17 protein-coding genes and 1 pseudogene are annotated in these 18,594 nt (G+C 47.4%); 7 read left to right on the top strand and 11 right to left on the bottom strand.

What is annotated here, in order from left to right; all coding sequences use genetic code 11:
• Nucleotides 1-100: 100 nt before the first annotated feature.
• The gene (locus NLBNIHML_RS19975; RefSeq protein ID WP_339258580.1) at nt 101-727 is read right to left on the bottom strand and encodes a nitroreductase family protein; all 627 of its coding nucleotides are present in this window, start codon (nt 725-727) and stop codon (nt 101-103) included.
• Between the two features lie 278 nt (nt 728-1,005).
• On the bottom strand, nt 1,006-1,470 hold the full coding sequence (locus NLBNIHML_RS19970; RefSeq protein WP_339258579.1) for an Rrf2 family transcriptional regulator: 465 nt from the start codon (nt 1,468-1,470) through the stop codon (nt 1,006-1,008).
• Nucleotides 1,471-1,901: 431 nt separating this feature from the next.
• On the opposite strand from NLBNIHML_RS19970, the gene NLBNIHML_RS19965 reads away from it, so the two are divergent.
• From NLBNIHML_RS19965 to NLBNIHML_RS19955, 3 genes and pseudogenes are all read left to right on the top strand, one after another.
• A complete protein-coding gene (locus NLBNIHML_RS19965) occupies nt 1,902-2,633 on the top strand; it encodes an MBL fold metallo-hydrolase (protein WP_339239287.1) in 732 nt (243 codons plus the stop codon).
• Nucleotides 2,630-2,719, top strand: a pseudogene (locus NLBNIHML_RS19960) (TetR family transcriptional regulator); the annotation flags it as partial. The gene NLBNIHML_RS19965 and the pseudogene NLBNIHML_RS19960, both read left to right, overlap by 4 nt.
• A 90-nt stretch (nt 2,720-2,809) precedes the next feature.
• Nucleotides 2,810-3,202, top strand: coding sequence for a TetR-like C-terminal domain-containing protein (locus NLBNIHML_RS19955; RefSeq protein ID WP_339242889.1), 393 nt, complete (start codon nt 2,810-2,812; stop codon nt 3,200-3,202).
• Nucleotides 3,203-4,018: 816 nt separating this feature from the next.
• Here NLBNIHML_RS19955 and NLBNIHML_RS19950 read toward each other — a convergent pair.
• From NLBNIHML_RS19950 to NLBNIHML_RS19940, 3 genes are read right to left on the bottom strand one after another with little or no spacing between them, the layout of a single operon-like run.
• Nucleotides 4,019-5,149, bottom strand: coding sequence for a hypothetical protein (locus NLBNIHML_RS19950; protein ID WP_339258578.1), 1,131 nt, complete (start codon nt 5,147-5,149; stop codon nt 4,019-4,021).
• Nucleotides 5,150-5,202: 53 nt separating this feature from the next.
• On the bottom strand, nt 5,203-6,645 hold the full coding sequence (locus tag NLBNIHML_RS19945) for a glycosyltransferase family 2 protein (protein ID WP_339258576.1): 1,443 nt from the start codon (nt 6,643-6,645) through the stop codon (nt 5,203-5,205).
• Nucleotides 6,626-7,780: a HEAT repeat domain-containing protein gene (locus NLBNIHML_RS19940; protein WP_339258574.1), complete on the bottom strand. Its 1,155-nt coding sequence runs from the start codon at nt 7,778-7,780 to the stop codon at nt 6,626-6,628. Before NLBNIHML_RS19940 ends, NLBNIHML_RS19945 begins: the two co-directional genes overlap by 20 nt.
• 217 nt (nt 7,781-7,997) lie before the next feature.
• Here NLBNIHML_RS19940 and NLBNIHML_RS19935 point away from each other — a divergent pair, with 217 nt between their 5' ends.
• Complete coding sequence (locus NLBNIHML_RS19935; RefSeq protein WP_338590424.1) at nt 7,998-8,483, top strand: CcdC family protein; 486 nt, start codon at nt 7,998-8,000, stop codon at nt 8,481-8,483.
• 120 nt (nt 8,484-8,603) lie between these two features.
• On the opposite strand, the gene NLBNIHML_RS19930 is transcribed toward NLBNIHML_RS19935, so the two are convergent.
• Nucleotides 8,604-9,617, bottom strand: a complete 1,014-nt coding sequence (locus NLBNIHML_RS19930; protein ID WP_339239282.1) for an NADP-dependent oxidoreductase — start codon at nt 9,615-9,617, stop codon at nt 8,604-8,606.
• 174 nt (nt 9,618-9,791) lie between these two features.
• Nucleotides 9,792-10,538: a type I methionyl aminopeptidase gene (map, locus tag NLBNIHML_RS19925; RefSeq protein ID WP_339239281.1), complete on the bottom strand. Its 747-nt coding sequence runs from the start codon at nt 10,536-10,538 to the stop codon at nt 9,792-9,794.
• A gap of 206 nt (nt 10,539-10,744) precedes the next feature.
• Between map and NLBNIHML_RS19920 the strand changes: the two genes are divergently transcribed.
• Nucleotides 10,745-10,954: a hypothetical protein gene (locus NLBNIHML_RS19920; protein WP_017690946.1), complete on the top strand. Its 210-nt coding sequence runs from the start codon at nt 10,745-10,747 to the stop codon at nt 10,952-10,954.
• A 317-nt stretch (nt 10,955-11,271) separates the two neighbouring features.
• On the opposite strand, the gene NLBNIHML_RS19915 is transcribed toward NLBNIHML_RS19920, so the two are convergent.
• From NLBNIHML_RS19915 to NLBNIHML_RS19905, 3 genes are all read right to left on the bottom strand, one after another.
• The gene (locus tag NLBNIHML_RS19915; protein WP_339258572.1) at nt 11,272-11,520 is read right to left on the bottom strand and encodes a hypothetical protein; all 249 of its coding nucleotides are present in this window, start codon (nt 11,518-11,520) and stop codon (nt 11,272-11,274) included.
• A gap of 161 nt (nt 11,521-11,681) precedes the next feature.
• Nucleotides 11,682-12,503 carry a serine/threonine protein kinase gene (locus NLBNIHML_RS19910; RefSeq protein WP_339258570.1) on the bottom strand — a complete coding sequence of 274 codons (822 nt, stop codon included), beginning with the start codon at nt 12,501-12,503 and terminating at the stop codon, nt 11,682-11,684.
• 137 nt (nt 12,504-12,640) lie between these two features.
• The gene (locus NLBNIHML_RS19905) at nt 12,641-13,327 is read right to left on the bottom strand and encodes a hypothetical protein (RefSeq protein ID WP_339258568.1); all 687 of its coding nucleotides are present in this window, start codon (nt 13,325-13,327) and stop codon (nt 12,641-12,643) included.
• 542 nt (nt 13,328-13,869) lie between these two features.
• Here NLBNIHML_RS19905 and NLBNIHML_RS19900 point away from each other — a divergent pair.
• A complete protein-coding gene (locus NLBNIHML_RS19900; protein ID WP_339239277.1) occupies nt 13,870-14,823 on the top strand; it encodes an L-lactate dehydrogenase in 954 nt (317 codons plus the stop codon).
• A 155-nt stretch (nt 14,824-14,978) separates the two neighbouring features.
• On the opposite strand, the gene NLBNIHML_RS19895 is transcribed toward NLBNIHML_RS19900, so the two are convergent.
• On the bottom strand, nt 14,979-17,687 hold the full coding sequence (locus NLBNIHML_RS19895) for a PAS domain-containing hybrid sensor histidine kinase/response regulator (protein ID WP_339239276.1): 2,709 nt from the start codon (nt 17,685-17,687) through the stop codon (nt 14,979-14,981).
• Between the two features lie 339 nt (nt 17,688-18,026).
• Here NLBNIHML_RS19895 and NLBNIHML_RS19890 point away from each other — a divergent pair, with 339 nt between their 5' ends.
• The gene (locus NLBNIHML_RS19890; protein ID WP_339239275.1) at nt 18,027-18,587 is read left to right on the top strand and encodes an acyltransferase; all 561 of its coding nucleotides are present in this window, start codon (nt 18,027-18,029) and stop codon (nt 18,585-18,587) included.
• The last annotated feature ends 7 nt before the right edge of the window (nt 18,588-18,594 follow it).

Raw genomic sequence — 18,594 nt, 5'->3', positions numbered from 1 at the left:
GCCGCACCTTCCCTCAGCAGGAAAGCGCGGCTGTTTGTATTATACGTATATCACTGATGCAATCATCAGATTGTAGCTTTATAACTTAGAAAGTTCTAACCTAGAAAGAACCTTTAACAACAACCTCAGACAACGGTAAACGTCCTGACGGGCGAGCTGGCTGCGCTGCTTTACCTACAGTGATCAGCAACGTTGGCACAAACCGTGCAGGAATGTTGAAGGTTTCAATCAGTTTTTGTGGATTATATCCACCGATTGGACAAGTATCGTAACCCAGGGAGCGTGCAGCAAGCATGATATTTTGGGAAGCAAAGGATGCATTACGGATCGCTTCATCGCGAGCGATTTGCGGGCTTTGGTAAGCACCGTTGATCTGTCCAACCAATGCGTCACGAACCTCAGCAGTCAGTGCGCCTGCTTCAACAGCATGATCGTAGATTACAGTGTTACGGTTCGCTTCCAAATCTCCGAGAACAGCAATGGTAACTGAGCTTTCCACGATCTGACTTTGACCGTAAGCAACTGGCAGCAATTTCGCTTTGTCTGCTTCGGATTCAATGACGAGGAATCTCCAGTGTTGCAGGTTCCATGAAGATGGTGCTTCCGCAGCTGCTGTCAAAATCGCATTGAGATCAGCTTCAGGCAATACAAACCCTTTTTCGTACTTTTTGACAGCATGGCGTTCGCTAATGACGCGAAGTGTTTCATTTTTTTCAATGCCTGACATGTGTTCCACTCCCCAGAATCTATTTTTTGTGTTTTTCTTCTACTTTCGCAAAGGATCTTGAAGTCTACTCTACCGAGTATTGCCTTCCGAAAATAACATCAGCGCAGACGCTCTCTCCTCATCTGTGTTCACGTTATGCCCGGAATCGCTTTAAAACCATCGATGGATCTTTCACCGGAGCATAAGCCCATACCATAACCAGTCGACCATATGAACCTTACCACCATGCCTGACTAAACCAAAGCCATATCTCGAAAGACCTTTGATTATGGAATCTGTCAGGACTTCTCTTTTGCAGACAATCCATCTAGCGTTAACTCGCATGCATCGCCACGACCTATACGTTCTTTCACATCCTGGATGGAAATACGGTCAAAATAAGCGCAGAGCGCCTCTTCGCCTCCGTTATAAATGTTCCCCATCACATCCTGCATATTGGAAGATACGACGCACGATGAACCGGACTCCCCTGAACACCAGCTTGGACCGAGTGAACCGCCAGCTACCAGTCTGTACAATTCGCCAAGCTTGATCTCTTCACTTGCACGGCTTAGCAAGTACCCACCATGAGCACCTTCCTTAGTCGTCAGGTAACCATGCTTACGCAGAACACTAAGTACCTTGCGGACTCTGGCCGGGTGTGTACCCACACTTTGGGACAAATCTTCACTATTGGCCATACACTCATCTCTCATCGACAGAAAAACAAGACAATGCACCGCTATGGTAAATTCGCTGTTCATTACTTACTCCCTTCCCGGCTTACAACACCGATGAACTTCACCCAAGGTAAGTATAACTGTCATTATATGAATAACAGTTATGTTTGTCAACTTTCACCCAGGATGGGGATCACATATGATTTTTCCTGTTATACCAATACTTACAGCTCATCCACACCATTAAGCTAGGATCAAGTTCTCATCTGCGTTTTAATCCAAAAAGAACAAAAAAAGTGAGCCTTTCGCTAGGCGAAGGGCTCCAATAAGATAGACATATGAAAGGGCTTACGTGATTATTATAATCGGTAATCTTCATTTTGAAAACGCTTTTTTTGTAAAGTGGCTCATTATTTAAAAAAATATTTTATGGAACAAAGTAAACTCCGGCTATTGCCAAAACTAATGTCATTAGTTATTATACTAATATCATTAGTTTTAAGGAGGATTCCTCGATGCGCATTACCCGAGAATTTGATGTCGTTCAAATTACGTTTTTTCCAAGACTCTTCCCTGTGAACGTATACCTGGTTGAAGAAGAAGATGGATTAACCCTGATTGATGCCGGAATACCATTCAGTCTTAAGGGCATTTTGGCAACTGCCCAGTCCCTTGGTAAGCCCATTACCAGGATCATTCTGACCCATGCTCATAGCGATCATATTGGTGCATTGGATCTTCTCAAAGAAGCACTACCCCAAGCCGAGGTCTACATCTCCAGACGGGATGTTCGGCTATTGGAGGGAGATACTTCCCTTCTTCCCGGTGAGTCTCAAACCCCGGTACGCGGCGGCGTGCCCAAGCCCAAAGCAGTACGCACCCAGCCAGACCACTTGCTGGATGATGGTGACCAGATTGGTTCGCTGGCGGCCATTGCCTCACCAGGACATACGCCAGGGCATATGTCCTTCATGGATACGCGCAGCCGTGTGCTTATTGCTGGCGACGCGTACCAGCTGCAAGGCGGCCTTGCTGTATCCGGCCGCATGCGCCCGCTCTTCCCGTTCCCCGCGCTGGCGACGTGGAACCGCGAAGCGGCTCTGGCCAGCGCGAAGCGCCTGGCGGAGCTGGAACCGTCCGTACTGGCTGTAGGCCACGGACGGATGCTGCGCCAGCCCGCGGCCGCCATGCGCGCGGCAACCGCTGATGCTCAGCAGCGGTTCGGTCTTGCCGGGGGGCAATTATGAGCCCCCGGCAAGGGCTGGATCGCGGCGCTCTGCTCAGCGCCGCCGCCCAGCTTGCTGACAGCGACGGCTTTCAGGCGCTGACACTGGCCGCACTCGCCCAGCGTCTGGATGTGCGCTCGCCATCGCTCTACAACCACATCAGCGGACTTCCCGGGCTTCGCCAGGAAATGGCGCTGATGTCCGTACAACAGCTCAGCCGAGCATTAACCACGGCTACGGCTGACCGCACAGGCGACGATGCCATCCAGGCCATCGCTGCGGCATACATTGGCTTCGTTCGCGAGCACCCTGGGCTCTACGAAGCCTCATTTCATGCTCCGGACCGCGAGGAGCCACAGCTCGCCGCGGCCAGCACAGCCACACTGGAGCTGCTGCTGCACAGCTTGCAGCCCTACCCGCTAACCGAAGCAGAAGCCTTGCACGCTGTTCGTGGTTTGCGGAGCCTCTGCCATGGATTTGCCTCCATTGAGGCACAAGGCGGCTTCGGCATGAATTTTGATCCAGACGAAAGTCTGCGTCTGACCGTATCTGCCTTCCTACATGGACTCCGGCATCTTCATCAGGACTAACAAGGCAAGCATATCATCATGAAAAAGGACTGCAGATCCGCTGCAGTCCTTTTTGCATTGCTGTGTACTACGGGTACCCCCATGAATTCGACAATCATAATGTTATAGTTACGCCAATTACGCTAAGTACTTTCAACACAGGAACACCCACTTTGAACTCGACTTTCATCGCATTGCGTTATTTACCATTTCTGTTGATACCAAAGAAAAAGAGCGTTTTGGTTGCGAGATACCTTGATTGGTTCCTCTGACTAGCCCTGTAACTGAAATCTAACGAACCGAGCACACTCTATAACGACGATTAGAGTAATTAACAAAAACTAACGAACTCCACACGTCTTATTTCGCAGGAAACGGGCAGTTGAACAGTAAAAAATGAGCATATCCAGTCATTTAACGTGTCTGTAATTCGTTACATCTGCCAATGTACCCCATTGGGCCGAAGTAAGATGTGCTGAGTTCGTTAGGTCGTGCTACGTACGGGTACTTCTGATCATAATGCACACAGTAGTACCACTGTTTTAATACCATTCCTGCTATAGCTCACGCCGCTCGCAGTGGGATGATTCTTTTTACCAAGCCCGCAACAAGTTTCATTACTGAGTCATGGCAATGAGCGGCTGAAATAAATGTAAGTTTCCCAGTCCCATTTCACTTCGCAAACTGACCCTTGCTTAATCCGCCTTGGCACTCAACTACACTTTTACGCCTTACATCTACGCACCTTCTCTAATATGTACATCTCCCGTTCCTCAGTCGGGTAGAACGGCCTTTCGCCGTCTGTTCCCCATCCGAACGTTTTTCTTTACAACCATCCTATGGCCATTGCTGCCGTCCATCCTGCACTTCCTCTAAAATATGCTTCATCACGGGCACATACACCTTCCAGTAGAACATGTCAGGAATATCTTTCTGATCTGGCGTAAGCTTGGACCGGACGACCTCCCATCCCCGTATTCGGCGCCAGAAGGAATAATGCTTCATCTCTCCGAATGACCCTGCCATGTAATACGATCGATTATAGTCGTCGTAGCGCACAAGTGCAGCAAATTCCGCAGGTATTCCTGCACTCGCCAGCTTCTGCTCGCCTGTCTCCGTCAGATCAGTCTTATACCAAGCCAATATGGAATCCTGTTGTTGCGGCAAAATGATATCAAACCAGCCACTGTATTGAATGTCCTGGCTTATGCCACTCCAATCTCTGCCTTCCTGTGTAAATGCAACCTGTACATCTCCTGTCTTTACGTCCGTGCCTTTCTCCAGCACGATGACCTGCCCATCTGCACCAACTAGCAGAATACCGGCTCCGGAATAAGGCCATTTTTTCTTCTCTCGCTGCTCATAACTCGCCTGAACCCACTGAGGGACTTCTTCCATGCTTTGCAGATTAGATACCGATTTCCCTTGCCATCCACTGCTGTTCACCCCCAAGATGGGATACAGCTGCTCTCTCGTCATCTTCGAAGCCGTATTCGCCATTGCACTGTATTCGGCAACAATCGTTACCCCTTTATACGCAGCCTCGCGAATCTTCTGCGTATCATATATCGTTAGTCCTTCATAGATTCCGTCTTGTTTTCGTCCCTTCTTCTGTGCAGACAGACTACTCCGGTTCGCCGTCAGATAGATCAGATCCGTATCAGTGACCTCATCTGGCAGCAGTTGCTTCATCCGGGGAAGCCCGTTCTGAATATCATAGCCGTAATAATCCTCTTCGTATGAGTAGTATTCCCCTGTGTGCTGTACAATCTTCTGCTGATTCAGAAGCCAGACTAATCCCTTATGCCCCTGATAGGACGAGTCTGGTCTGCTTTTGTCAATAATCATGATGTTCAGCGGGACAGGGGCCTGAGATTGCCACATAATCCAGGGGACAACCAGCACCACCGATACCACTGTAAAACAAGCCAGCGTCCACATCGTGGCTGGCCTGTAACTTTTTTTCATGAAGCATCTTCCTCCTTGCTTTGTTCCAAGGTATGGCCCAAGTTACCGTTAGATTACCCCAATCCATTCCTGATCTCCTTCTCCTCTGCCTTCCTCAATCCCATAGCATGCAAGATGCCAATCATACGAAATATATTGTTCAGCGGTCTGAACCAGAACGTCTCCGAACAAGCGTATACTAGCAGACGCGTCACCTCTCTGGACGTGTACGCTTTGCGTGAACACCATATTTCGAACATGACCATACCTGCGGAAAACAGTGAACCGTAGAGCATCAGCAGTAGAGCAATAATGATGCACAGGTTGATATCTACCAACTGAAGTCCTATGCCTGAGATGAACAGCAATAACGCTCCCAGTTCCATCACAGGTCCCAGCAATTCGATCAGAATAAAATACGGGATGGATACCATCCCCATCCAGCCGAAGGCTGGATTAAAAATCATGCTCCGCTGGGCCCATAGACTGCTCGCAAGCTGCATATACCAGCGGGTTCGCTGTCTGCGCAGCTGACGCCATGTACCCGGTACTTCTACCCTGCAGATCGGATCGGGAATGTATATAATACGACCCCGTTCCCGAATTCGCTTCATATGTTTTTGCAACCGCATCACAAGTTCCATGTGACCGGCCTGATCACCGCGCCTATAACCACCGACTTCCATCACCCGGTTCTTTTTGAATACACCGAATACTTGAGCCGTAAATAAAAGCACATTAATATTGTAACGAACGAGTCCCACACCGCCAATTAAAAAAGCACGCACGTATTCAATGCTTTGCATCACATACAACGTACTGCCCGTCGGTGTTGTGCTATTATCCGTCAATTCCGCATGAGCCGTATTTCTAGGAACCATAAGATCTACTCGTCCACTACAAGCAACGACCTCTTCTCCTGGTAGAGCATCCATAACGGGTTTCATAATCTTCACCAGTGCATCCCGTTCCAGAAATGTCCGGGGTCCAACAGAGGCGATATAAGGATATTGCGAGATATTCAGACCTGCATTCAAGGAGTCCATTCGTCCTCCATACGCCTTGTCGATCACAATCAAACGATGATGCAGCCTGGATTGGTAGACACCTTTAATCTGAGCCGTCTCCTGACCGAGTCCCGAGTAATGAACTTTACTCCGAATGGGCATCAGATCATAGGTTTCCATTAACCGCGGCATTATTCCATCCTCTGATCCGTCATTAATGATAATAACTTCATAGCGTGCATATTGAATCTCCAATAGACCGTTAATTCGCTGCACGATCGTATCCTCGCTATTCCGCGTCGGAACAAGCAGAGATACCGCCGGAGCCAATTCTTCGTCCAACATCTCATGATATTGCAGCGGGTCCAGATCCCTTCTCAGGATCATTGTGCGAGCGGCAGCAACTACCAGAACACCGCACATCACAATCGCTAGCACCAGATAGACAAATATCCCCTCGTAACATGCCAAAACAAAACTCCGCAGCATCTCAATCCATCTTTCGTCCATACTGCATCCTTTCCAGCGTTTCTTCCGCTATCTGCCTTGCATACCTATCCGGATGGTTTACAGCTGTATCCCGGAGTTCTTCAAGTCCCTGGTCGTAACGGGCGAGGGAATTCGCCGCCTCCTGTCTGATCTGAAAAGAAGGATCACCCATCATCACCTTCAGGCGAGGAATAAAAGCATCCGCATGAATATCGCCCATAAGCCGGGTCACTGTTAGTCTTTCAGAACGTTGTCTTTCCTCGCCAGCTTCGTTCCATACCAGCAATAGACCCTTCAGCATATCTTCACGGCATCTGCCCACTTGAGCCAATGCCTGATAAGCAAGGGTACGCAGCAGTGCATCCTCTTCAAGAATGAGCTTCTCCAGCAAAATAAAAGCACTCTCCGTCTGGTCATCCCGAATACGAATGGCATGGACGATATTGGACTGGACCTGATAAGGTACATTCTTGAAATGATCCTTCAGACGAGTCCAGGACGAATCGGTAAGCAGCAGCAGAATCTGCAGAACCTGCGAATTGGACCATACACATTGCTCACGCATCAATTCCTTCACAATTCGGAAATAACCGGTTCTGGCATATATGCGCAAAATGATGAAGCGTTCAAGCGGTGTGCAGGAGGTAACACGGAGCATATCCTCTAACCTCGGCAGAAGCTCCACCATATGAAACTGTTCAATATATAACAACGTGTTGACCCGTTCACTCCACTTTCCCGTCTTCAGAACGGACCGGTATGAACTTCCGAAGACGTGCCAGGATAATAGACGAATTCGCAGAATCTCCTGCTCTACCGGACCTTGAGCGAGCCTTTCCAATAACAACTGCTGCAAAACGATCTGTTGATCTCCAGTCATATTCAATACATCTACACCGATTTCTCCGTTGTTCAGATATTGCTGTAGATATGAACCTTCTGCAAGTAATTCCTGCCTCAGTGTTGTCTTAACTTTTTCCCTGCGTTTGCTGTTATACTTCAACCATAAAATATAACTATAGATAACCAGCAAAAGAATCAGTACACTTGCACATATGAGGCTAACCACATGTACCAGCCAATCTGTATTACCTGCAAGCCATCCCGTATGATGTGAACCGATGAGCTTAGTATACATCCATTGTTGTCCAATCATTGTATGATTTCCCCTTAATCGAATAAACGGCCTTACAACGGGCACAATAATACAAAATTTTCAAATAAACCCTGTGAATACATATCGGGTATATGATACACTAAGCTTTCTATCGGCTATATGCGTTTGTGATATAATAGGAACTGAAAATTCCGGCAATTCGTACTGGGTTCCGGATCTACGGATAATATATCATTCCAGAAAGAGGGAGTTCTACGTGGCTCAAATCAGTCCGTACTACCTGCAAATTGGAGCAACCGTGGGCATGCTCGTCATGGCACTGCTTGCCATCTTCATCCGCATGAAAGCCAGTCACAGACCGGTGACCATTCGCAAAATCCTTATTCCCCCGCTCGGCATGAGCACAGGATTTCTTATGTTTGTTGTACCGGAGACACATATTCCTTTACTCTGGGCATTCATTGCATTTCTGGTGGGCTGGTTCCTTTTCTCCTATCCCCTCATTCGCAGTACACGGTTTGAACGAGTAGGTGAAGAGATTTTCGCCACGCGCTCCCGCAGCTTTGCTTTCATTCTGCTTGGATTGCTGGCCGTACGCTTAATTCTGCATGAAGTCATTCAGCGATATGTAAGCATTCCGCAAACAGGCGGACTATTCTTCCTATTGGCCTTCGGCATGATTGTACGCTGGCGTGTATATATGTACAAACACTACAAAGAAGTGCTGGTTGCCGAACACTAGTCATCATAAGCAGCCCACACACAGATCTACAGAAAAAAGACACGTTCTGATACACCATCGGTGTGCAGAACGTGTCTTTTCGTTTTCATCTACTTATTAAATTGTAAAACCATGCGATATCTATTCTGGATCTGCAACCTTAACCAGCTGCTTGCCCAGATTATCTCCAGAGAATAGGCCCATGAATGCTTCCGGCGTCTGTTCAAACCCGTCCACAATGTTTTCTTCATACTGGAGATGACCTTCCTTGATCCATTTCGCCAACTTGGCGCGGCCTTCCTTGAAGGATTTGGTGTAGTCACCCAACAGGAACCCTTTCATTAATGCTGTATTGGTTAAGAGCAACGTCTGTGGACGCATCCCGATATCCGGTTTCTCCAGATTATAAGACGAGATCTGACCGCATAACGGAATACGTGCATTCCGATTAATGTGGCGCAAGACTGCATCCGAGATGTCGCCGCCCACATTGTCGAAGTAGACGTCCACGCCATCCGGGCAAGCCCGTTCAATGGCCGCTGACATATCCGGCTCTTTCTTGTAGTTCAATACCACGTCGAAGCCCAGTTTTTCTTTCAAATAGACGCATTTCTCATCAGAGCCTGCAATACCGACTACGCGTGCTCCTACGATTTTACCAATCTGACCTGCGATCATGCCTACCGCTCCGGCTGCTCCCGATACAACAACCGTTTCGCCGTCCTTCGGCTTGCCGATGTCTTCCATGCCAAAATAAGCTGTCAGACCCGTCAGGCCCAGTGCGCCCAGGTATGCCGTGATTGGTGCCTCTTCGGTATCAATCAGCGACAGATCCGTTGTATTCACTGCGGCGTATTGTTGCCAGCCCCACATGCCGGATACGAGATCTCCTTTGCGCAGATTAGGTTCCGAAGATTCCACAACCTGCCCAATGGCTCCACCCTTAATCACTTCATTCAACGCGTACGGTGCAGCATAGGATTTTGTATCTTTCATGCGGCCCCGCATGTACGGATCGACCGACAAATATAATGTACGTACCAGGACTTGCCCAGCTTCCGGTTCAGGAAGAGGTGCATCAATAAATTTGAAATTTTCTCTGGATGGGGCACCTTCGGGACGAGACGCAAGTACGATCTGTTTATTTACAGACACCAAAATTACCTCCTTGTTGCCAAGTGGACGCAAGGTTAACCCTTGTCAGCTGAGATCCCTCACCACTGGCTCTGTGTTATCACTTCTTATTAGTTTAAACCGAAACAGGCGGATCACAAACGTGGGCCGCCTTGAAATATGCAAATATCGTCACATTGTAGCTGCTTTTAGCTATTATTGTGCTGTCAAAATCACAGGACCGTCTGCTGTGATTGCAATCGTATGTTCATACTGGGCAGACAGACTTCCATCCATAGTACGTGCAGTCCATCCATCCGAATCCAGCTTGCTGCGATACGTACCAATGTTCAACATCGGTTCAATCGTAATAACCATACCTTCCTTCAGGCGCGGACCCCGATGTGGCGGACCATAGTGAGGGACTTGTGGTTCCTCATGCATCTTCTCACCAATGCCGTGTCCAATAAACTCGCGTACAACCGACAGACCTTCACCCTCTGCATAGACTTGAATGGCATGGGAGATATCGCCGATCCGGTTACCCACCACGGCCAATTCAATACCTTTGTACAGTGACTTTTTGGTTACATCCAGCAGATGTTGCGCTTCTGGGGTTACTTCACCTACAGCATATGACCAAGCCGAATCGGCGAGCCAGCCATTCAGATTAACCACCATGTCGATTGTAACGATATCGCCGTCTTTCAGTGCATATTTTCCCGGAAACCCGTGACAGATCACATCATTAACCGACGCACATGTCGCATATTGGTATCCGTTATATCCCTTTTGTTCCGGCGTAGCGCCATTTTTCTTCATAAAAGCCTCTGCAAACTGGTCGATCTCCTGTGTCGTAATGCCCGGACGAATCATCTTTGCAATTTCTCTATGGCACGCGGCGAGAATTTCTCCGGCTTTTTTCATATATTCAATCTGCTCTTTGGTCTTCAACGTAATCATAACAACTACTCCTGTCCGTTAAAATCTTATCCTGTCCTCTATTGTAACGCTAAACGCGCAAAATAAAAAATGTCGTGCAACAGCAACATCCTATTATACGCCAAGCTCCTGTCCAATGAATACAATTATCCATGAAAAACTCGAAACCCCTTCGGATCTGGCCACGTATATGGTTAAAACAGTTGAAGTCGAAAGGGTGAAAGCTCATGTTCAAAAAAATCATCGGTAAACTTATCGATTCCAAATCTTCATCTCACCGCAAACGTTACAGTTCTTCGGACAGACGCTCATATAAACGTCACAGCAGTTCCTCCGGCAAGCGTTCCTACAAGCGCTATTCTTCTTCGGATGTGAAATATAGGGACAGCCGCAGTGGCTCCGGGTATTACAAAAGCAGAAAATACAGCTCCAGCTAAGCGGCCTTTACTCCTGCTACTAAAAAGTAATCATCAGCCTGCTCAGTGGACAGGTCCATATATCAATGATGTAACAAAAATAAAGGGGTGTTCGCTAGCCATACACACGGCTAACAGAACACCCCTTTATTGTTTCTTTATATGTATGTATCAATTTTGCTGATTTTGATGTCTTAATGCCTCAATGAAGCAAATTCGCTTATCCACCGAGAACGAGTAATACACTTTAAATAGAGCTTTGTTTCTTCCTGAGTGAAACGAACACTGCCGATTTGAGCGAGAGCCTGTCTTGCTGAAGGTGTCCACTGGATCAACATCTATAAATTCCCTTTTTCAATTGCGTCAATTATATCATCTGTGGAGTAGACCCTACCCGAAGAGATATCCTTCTTGGCATGTAAAATTAAAGTTTTGAGTTCGTGATCACTTTCTATTTCTTCCTGAACGACGTTTTCCAGCGGCTTGATTAAATAATGCTTCCCTTCGATATCCACTATGGTGTCTTTTTTGCTATGAAACCACGTTTTAAATAATTCGGCATGATCGCCTTCCAGTTTTTTAAGCATATGATGAATCGCCTCCTTCAACGTATAATTGTTATTCATTATATCATTCAACCCACTGTTTTGATACGTTATGCATGTATCAGTAAAAAGGAAAAAGACCCCTACAGATATCATACGAAGAGGTCACGAATAACCAATATAGGTCCGCCTATAGAACTTATTCATCTTACCTTCATCAACACACGTTCCATCTCTGCCCGTAACTCCATTGCTCCGCCTTCATAACCCGGGCGAAGTCCCAGGAGCCGCTCCAGCATCTGGTGCAATTCCGGCGTAAGCTTAAGTTCCTCCTGCCAGCTGGCAGGTTCACGACCCTTCTCTGGCTCGTAAGCCGAATACAGCATAAAGAGAAGAAAGTGGCCGATATCCTGCAAGTCATGATCCGGTGTAGCGAGTTCATCTTCAGGCTCAGGGACTTCACGCATACGTCGCTTTAGCTCAGGCAACAACGGCTCCCCCAAGCGTCTCGCCAGGCCAAAGTCAATTAGATGCACCTTCCCTTCACGTAAAATAACATTGGGAATCCGCACATCTCCATGAATATATCCCTGCTCATGCACATGAGCCACTGGCGCCAGTAGTTGACCAGCTAATTCCAGACATTCCCGCTCCGTATATCGAAGACCTTGCTCAAATATGCAATCTTCCAGCGTCTGGCCACGAATATACTCGGTAACGATATAACTTCGTCTCCCGAATGTGAACACATCCAATAGATCGGGAATCGCCGGATGATGCAGAAGTTTCATCACGTCCGCCTCCCGCTCCAGCAGATGTGCAGCGAGTCTTCCCTTGCTGGGCTTGGACTCCTTCAACGCCACTTCCCTGCCGTTCTGCTCATCTGTACACAGGTATGTCAGCCCATAGCTCCCCATACCCAGCAATTCCTGTATTGTATATCGCTCAGCAAGGGCCGTCCCTTTCCGACGAGGACGGTCTGTCCACAGTCCGAGCAATCTTTGCCAAATTCGTCGCAGCTCCACAGATCCTCCCACACCAGCTATCCGAACTCATCCCGGTCTGTTTCTATACCGAGCGATCCATGGCCAGTCTTCATGTTGTATGGAGCTTATTATATCAGGCCGATCATGCAAAATCACGATGAGCCATAGTCCGTTGCTTAAGCTTCCTTATGCTTCTTGGGCAGGAATCCAAACAACATACGCAGGGATACTCCTTTGGGTTTGCGTTTTCTTCCCTGGAAACTGCGCAGATTGGTCACGAGTTCGCGATCTCGCTCTTCCTCCAGCTTTTCGTTCATCCATAGGCGTTGTTTCTCCATCTGTTCCTGAAGAGCCATATGTGTATCAGCCAGATGCTGAAGGGTCAACTCCAATTCATCAACCCGCTGTTGCAGCAGCTGTACCCGATCGTCCTGCTGCTGTTCTACAGCACCGTATGTTACCTCACTTACCAGTTGTCCCAGACCCTCATAGGATCTCAGATTGCCGATGGATTCCGGGCCCTCAGGAGATATTGATGGCATGACTGTCGCTGCACATTCGGACTCTGAAAGACCTTCAATCCCCACCACAGGTACATCTATTTCCGCTACAGCTACAGGTGCCTCTGGGGCCAATACAGTCACCACAGCATCAGCCAAGGGCAGATTATGCTCTCTGAGTTCGGTCATCAGGCGTTCAATGCACTCGATGTCGTCGGACTTGAATAGTCTGGATTTGTTGGCGGAACGTTCGAACCGGTATCCCTGCTCTTCCAGTGCCGCCGCATATTTACGAAGAGTACTGGCACCTATGCCCAGGCTCTTGGCCGTTTCCGTCGTTGCTCCTGCTTCTTCAATCATCATTAATTCCCTCCCGGAATGAAGTCTTTTGGGAATCCATTTCATAATACCTTTAGTGAGTTATGAATGGACTCTTGGATAAAACATTACGGCTTCAGCGTTCCTTTTTGGAACCGTCATCGGATCGGGGCAACCTGTCTCATGGATCAAGTATGTTAATCTTTTGCTTGTCCGTATGTATTCGTCGGCTTCTCGGCAGATCCCTTTGACGGTTTTGTTCTGTTTCTGCGGATTCCTAAGAAGTTTTGTCAGGTATATATTCCGCACAAATAACCCCGAATCCGACAAGGAGCATGAATGCTGTCATGTCGAATGACACAGGTGCAAATGCCGTCAAATCATATGATTATGAATTATTCATGTCAATTTTGTTAACTCACTTACTCCAATACGCTCCCGCGATAGCGGATATCATTGCTGTACTGCTTTTTCGTGTGTTATCTTATGTAACGTAGAAGTGCATTCCGGCATAAAATAAAGGACTATACTTAACATAGAACGCGTTAGTAACGGAAAATATCAATCTAATTGGGGGCTGAACGGAAGTGTTAGGCAAATCAGGTAAAGTAGCGGTGATCGGGGCGGGCCTTGTCGGTTCAAGTTGTGCGTATTCCATGATCAATCAATCCATATGCAGAGAAATTATGATGGTTGACCGGACGTATGACCGTGCCGTAGCACAGGCACTGGATTTCTCCCATTGTATGGACTTTACACATAACCGAACCAAAGTATATGCGGGCACGTACGCGGATTGTGGCAATATGGATGTGATTATCTTAACCGCAGGGGCGAATCCGAAGCCAGGACAGACACGGCTGGATATTTTGGAGGAAGCAGAGTCCATCGCCAAAGATATCGTGGTTCCCATCATGAACAGTGGATTTAACGGGATTTTTGTCGTCGCTGCTAATCCGGTTGACATAGTAACTTATATGGTATGGAAGTTATCAGGTCTTCCCCGTGAGCATGTTATCGGCACAGGGACGTCCATTGACTCTTCACGACTCAAAACGCTGCTGTCTGAAGTCTTCTCCATCGATCCACGCAGTGTGCATGGTTATGCGCTCGGGGAGCATGGAGAATCCCAGTTCGTGGCCTGGTCACATGTGACCATTGGTGGCAAACCGATTATGCACATTTTGGATCAGCACAAGGAGCGCTTCAAAAATCTGGATCTGGACGATATTGCCCGCAAAACAAAGGATGCCGGTTGGGAGATCTTTACCCGTAAAGGCTCTACTCAATTCGGAATCGGCAATGCCCTCGCGCACATTACCCGTTCAATCCTCAATGATGAACACAAGATCATCGCCGTATCCGCTATTCTGGATGGTGAGTACAATCAACATAATGTCTGCGTCGGTGTTCCTGCAATCATCGGAGGAGATGGCATTCAAGAGGTGATTGAATTGAATCTGGATGCGGCGGAACGCCAAAAATTCAATAATTCCTGTGAGATACTATCCGGCAATATCAATCGTCTCACATTAGCATAACTCATTCGTGTACCGCTCTACTTCGATATGCTTCGGCTCATCTTCAGTAGCCTGTCAACGCAAACACGCCAATCACACTCCATCTGAGGAGTATGATTGGCGTGTTTGCGTTTGTTATTTTCACAGCTACATCGTTATCGTTAACAGATCGTTATTCAGTTCGGTGCAAGCTGGGGTTCGTCCCTTGGCCCCCATTGCTGTAACACCCGTTTCAACTCACTTAGCATGACCGGTTTGCTAATAAAATCACGCATACCAATCTCCAGACAAGCTTCCTTATCCTCACGTTTGGCATTGCCTGTAACTGCAATGATTGGAGGTATACGATCCCTTGGAATCAGGCGGTGTAACAGGTCTGTCGCCTTAAGTCCATCCATCACCGGCATATGAATATCCATCAGAACAATATCATAAGCATTCTGAGAGATGGCATCAATTGCTTCTACGCCGTTGGTACACACATCTGCCTGGTACCCCAGCTTCTCCAGATATTCTCGCAAAATCTTGCGGTTCACTGGATGATCCTCTGCCACCAGAATACGCATGGCGACCTTGTCACTCTGACGTGTACGATCATGATGGAACTGACTTGCTGTCTGTTCGGCTGAAGCATCTACACTTGCCGCAGGAACAGCAAATCGGAAGGTTGAGCCTTCTCCTTCTGTACTCTCGACACTGATACTACCTCCCATGATCTCCACGAGTCGCTTGGAGATGACCAGTCCCAGCCCCGTACCACCATATTTACGGTTAATCACCGGATGCAGTTGAGAGAAGGACTGGAACAACTGATCTAGCTTGTCAGCCGGGATGCCAATTCCCGTATCTTGCACAGCGAAATCAAGCACGCTATCTTCAGGCTTTCTGCCTTTGATAATATCCACGGTAACATCAATGCTTCCCTGGTCCGTGAACTTAAGCGCATTGCCAACCAAGTTCACCAGAATCTGCCGGATACGTATGGCGTCACCAACCATGAATTCAGGGATGCTTGGATTGAGACGATATCTGATTTCCAGATGTTTCTCATCTGCGCGGGGTTTAAACAGTTCGGCAACCTGTTCCAGCATCTTACGTAATGCAAACGGCTCATAAGCCAAGGCCATTTTCCCGGATTCCAGCTTACTAAAGTCCAAAATATCATTAAGGATGTTCAGCAGTGCATCACCACTATCCTGAATAATCTCGGCATATTCACGCTGTTCTTCCGACAGATCGGTACCAATCAATAATTCGGTCATCCCCACGATCCCGTTCATCGGTGTGCGGATCTCATGGCTAACCATTGACAGAAATTCTGACTTGGCCTGAGCTGCCAGCTCGGCTGTCTCTTTGGCCCGCACAATTTCACGTTCCCCGGTCACATCATTGAACACAACCACCGCGCCCTGAATCTGTCCCTGTTCAATAATCGGCGTCACCTGGTACTGCACCAGAAAGCTGCTGCCATCTTTACGCCAGAATACATCTTCCTTGACAGAACGGCTCTGACCATCCAACACGGTCATGTGGATCGGGCACTCTTCTATTGGGAAGTGACTACCGTCCGCACGGGTGTGATGGATAATCGGATGTGGGTTCTTGCCAATGAACTCTTGCGCCTCATAACCGAACATGGAGGCTGCTGCAGGGTTCATAAACATGGTAATTCCATCCGCATCCAAACCATATATTCCTTCTGTCACCGTGTTGAGGATCAGCTCATGTTGCTTGCTTAGCTCCTGAATCCGTTCCGTGTATTCCTTACGCTCGGTAATATCGGACACGATTCCATAGACGCCTACCATTTCTTTATCCACAATAATGGGCACATTCGTAACGGATACTTCGATCTTCCGACCTCTGGAATTGACAATTCGGGTCTCATAATACTGTGGTTCGCCTTGCTTCACCATTTCAAAATAGTGTTCGCCGTACTGCACTTCACATTTATCCAGATTGGATAGAAAAGATTTGCCAATCAGCTTACTACGCGGAATATCCAGCATTTGCACAAGTTTGCTGTTCACAGCACTATACTTGCCTTCCAGATTCAATGAATACACAGCTGCCGGATTATGTTCGAACAGCGATCTGTATCGCTGACGACTTTCCCGAAGACGTCTGTCCGCATCCTTGTGCTGGGTAATATCCCTGCTGATGCTTACAATCTGGACACTCTTGCCACGCTCTTCGGCCACAGGCTTCGCCAAGGTCTCCATCCAGATATAGTGTCCCTTCTTGTGCAACACACGCATCTTGCAGCCATTGCTGATCTTGGAAAGATCCATAGGGTCCGGGTAATCTCCCGGGTAACAATAATCCTTGAAGGACTTTCCTGTGACTTCCTCCGGCTTATAACCCAGCAAGGTATGCACAGAAGGTGAGACATATAACAACTCACCATCTGCAGCACAAGTCGTAATCAGATCTTGTGCATGGTCAGCCAGCACCTGATATTTCTCCTGTGCCTCCTTAAGCTCACGTTGCACTCTCAGGATATCGGTAACATCTTTGGCAATACCATAGATTCCTACAACTTCATTTCCATCCGTTATAGGCACATACGTGATCTCTGCTTGTTTCAGGGAACCATCTTTATGATAAAAGGTAATGGAATTACTGACTGAACGTCCAGCCAGTACCTCTTTAATATATTCATTGCGTAAATTTGCACTGTCCGGAGGACAGAGCTGATTCTGATTCATACGAATCAAGCCATCCAGTGTATACCCCGACATCCGCTCTACCGAGGGATTAGCATCAATATAATTTCCATGGATGTCCATCACATAAATGGCATCCGGGTGGTTAAAAAACAGTGATTGGTAAGAACTTCCCTCAGAAATAATGCGCTTCAGGGTTTCCGTTTTATTAATATCCAAGGCTTACCCCTCTTTTCTCAGCCAATATCTTCATCTAACAACAGGGATATATTATCCCTTGCCGAAATGGGCCTACCCTCGAATAACCATGTAAGCCTGCCTAGAAACAGCTTTTTTTATTTTACCAGATTCTCGTCTCATTTTGCTTACAATCTATGATTTAATTCACATGTTGTGTGATGTAATACTTGGAATTTTAATTTTTCTTAGAAGGCGTTTCCAAACGCATGTAAGTTATACAAGGTAGAAAGCGACGACATAAAATTAACGATACATTTTGTATCAAACAGGCTATAATCGTTAAAAAACGTTTTTGACGAAGGTGAGGATGAATGAATCATGCTGCCCAACAGAGTTAAAATTGCCTATGGCAAATTAAGAGGCTTGACCATTTTTGGTAAAATTCAGCCCTCAATGGGCCTACTGCCACGGATCAGGGGAAAAGTATATCTCAATAAACATGGTGATTTGCAGGTGGGAAAGCGGCTTAACATCATAGGTAAACCTTGGGGAACCCAACTAACTGTGGTCAAAGGGGCGCGATTAACGATTGGCGATGACGTCATGATTAATGCCGGTGTGGGGATCGCCGCCAACGTAGAGGTGACCATCGGTAATAACGTCATGATCGGGCCTCGAACAAGCATATTTGACAGTGCTTATCACCGAATTGATTCACTGGATGATGGGAGCCAGACTGCCAAGCGAATTGTCATTCAGGATAATGCCTGGATTGGTACAGGCGCGCTCATTCTGCCCGGCGTGACAATTGGCAGGAATGCCGTCGTGGCAGCTGGAAGCACGGTGACCAAAGATGTACCCGATAATACACTTGTAGCCGGAGCGCCGGCCAAAATCATTCGGGAACTGACCATTCATGACGGTTGGGTCAGACATTAGAAAAAAT

It is taken from the genome of Paenibacillus sp. JNU01, from assembly GCF_059130585.1.
This window is presented reverse-complemented; position numbering and strand designations above follow the sequence as displayed.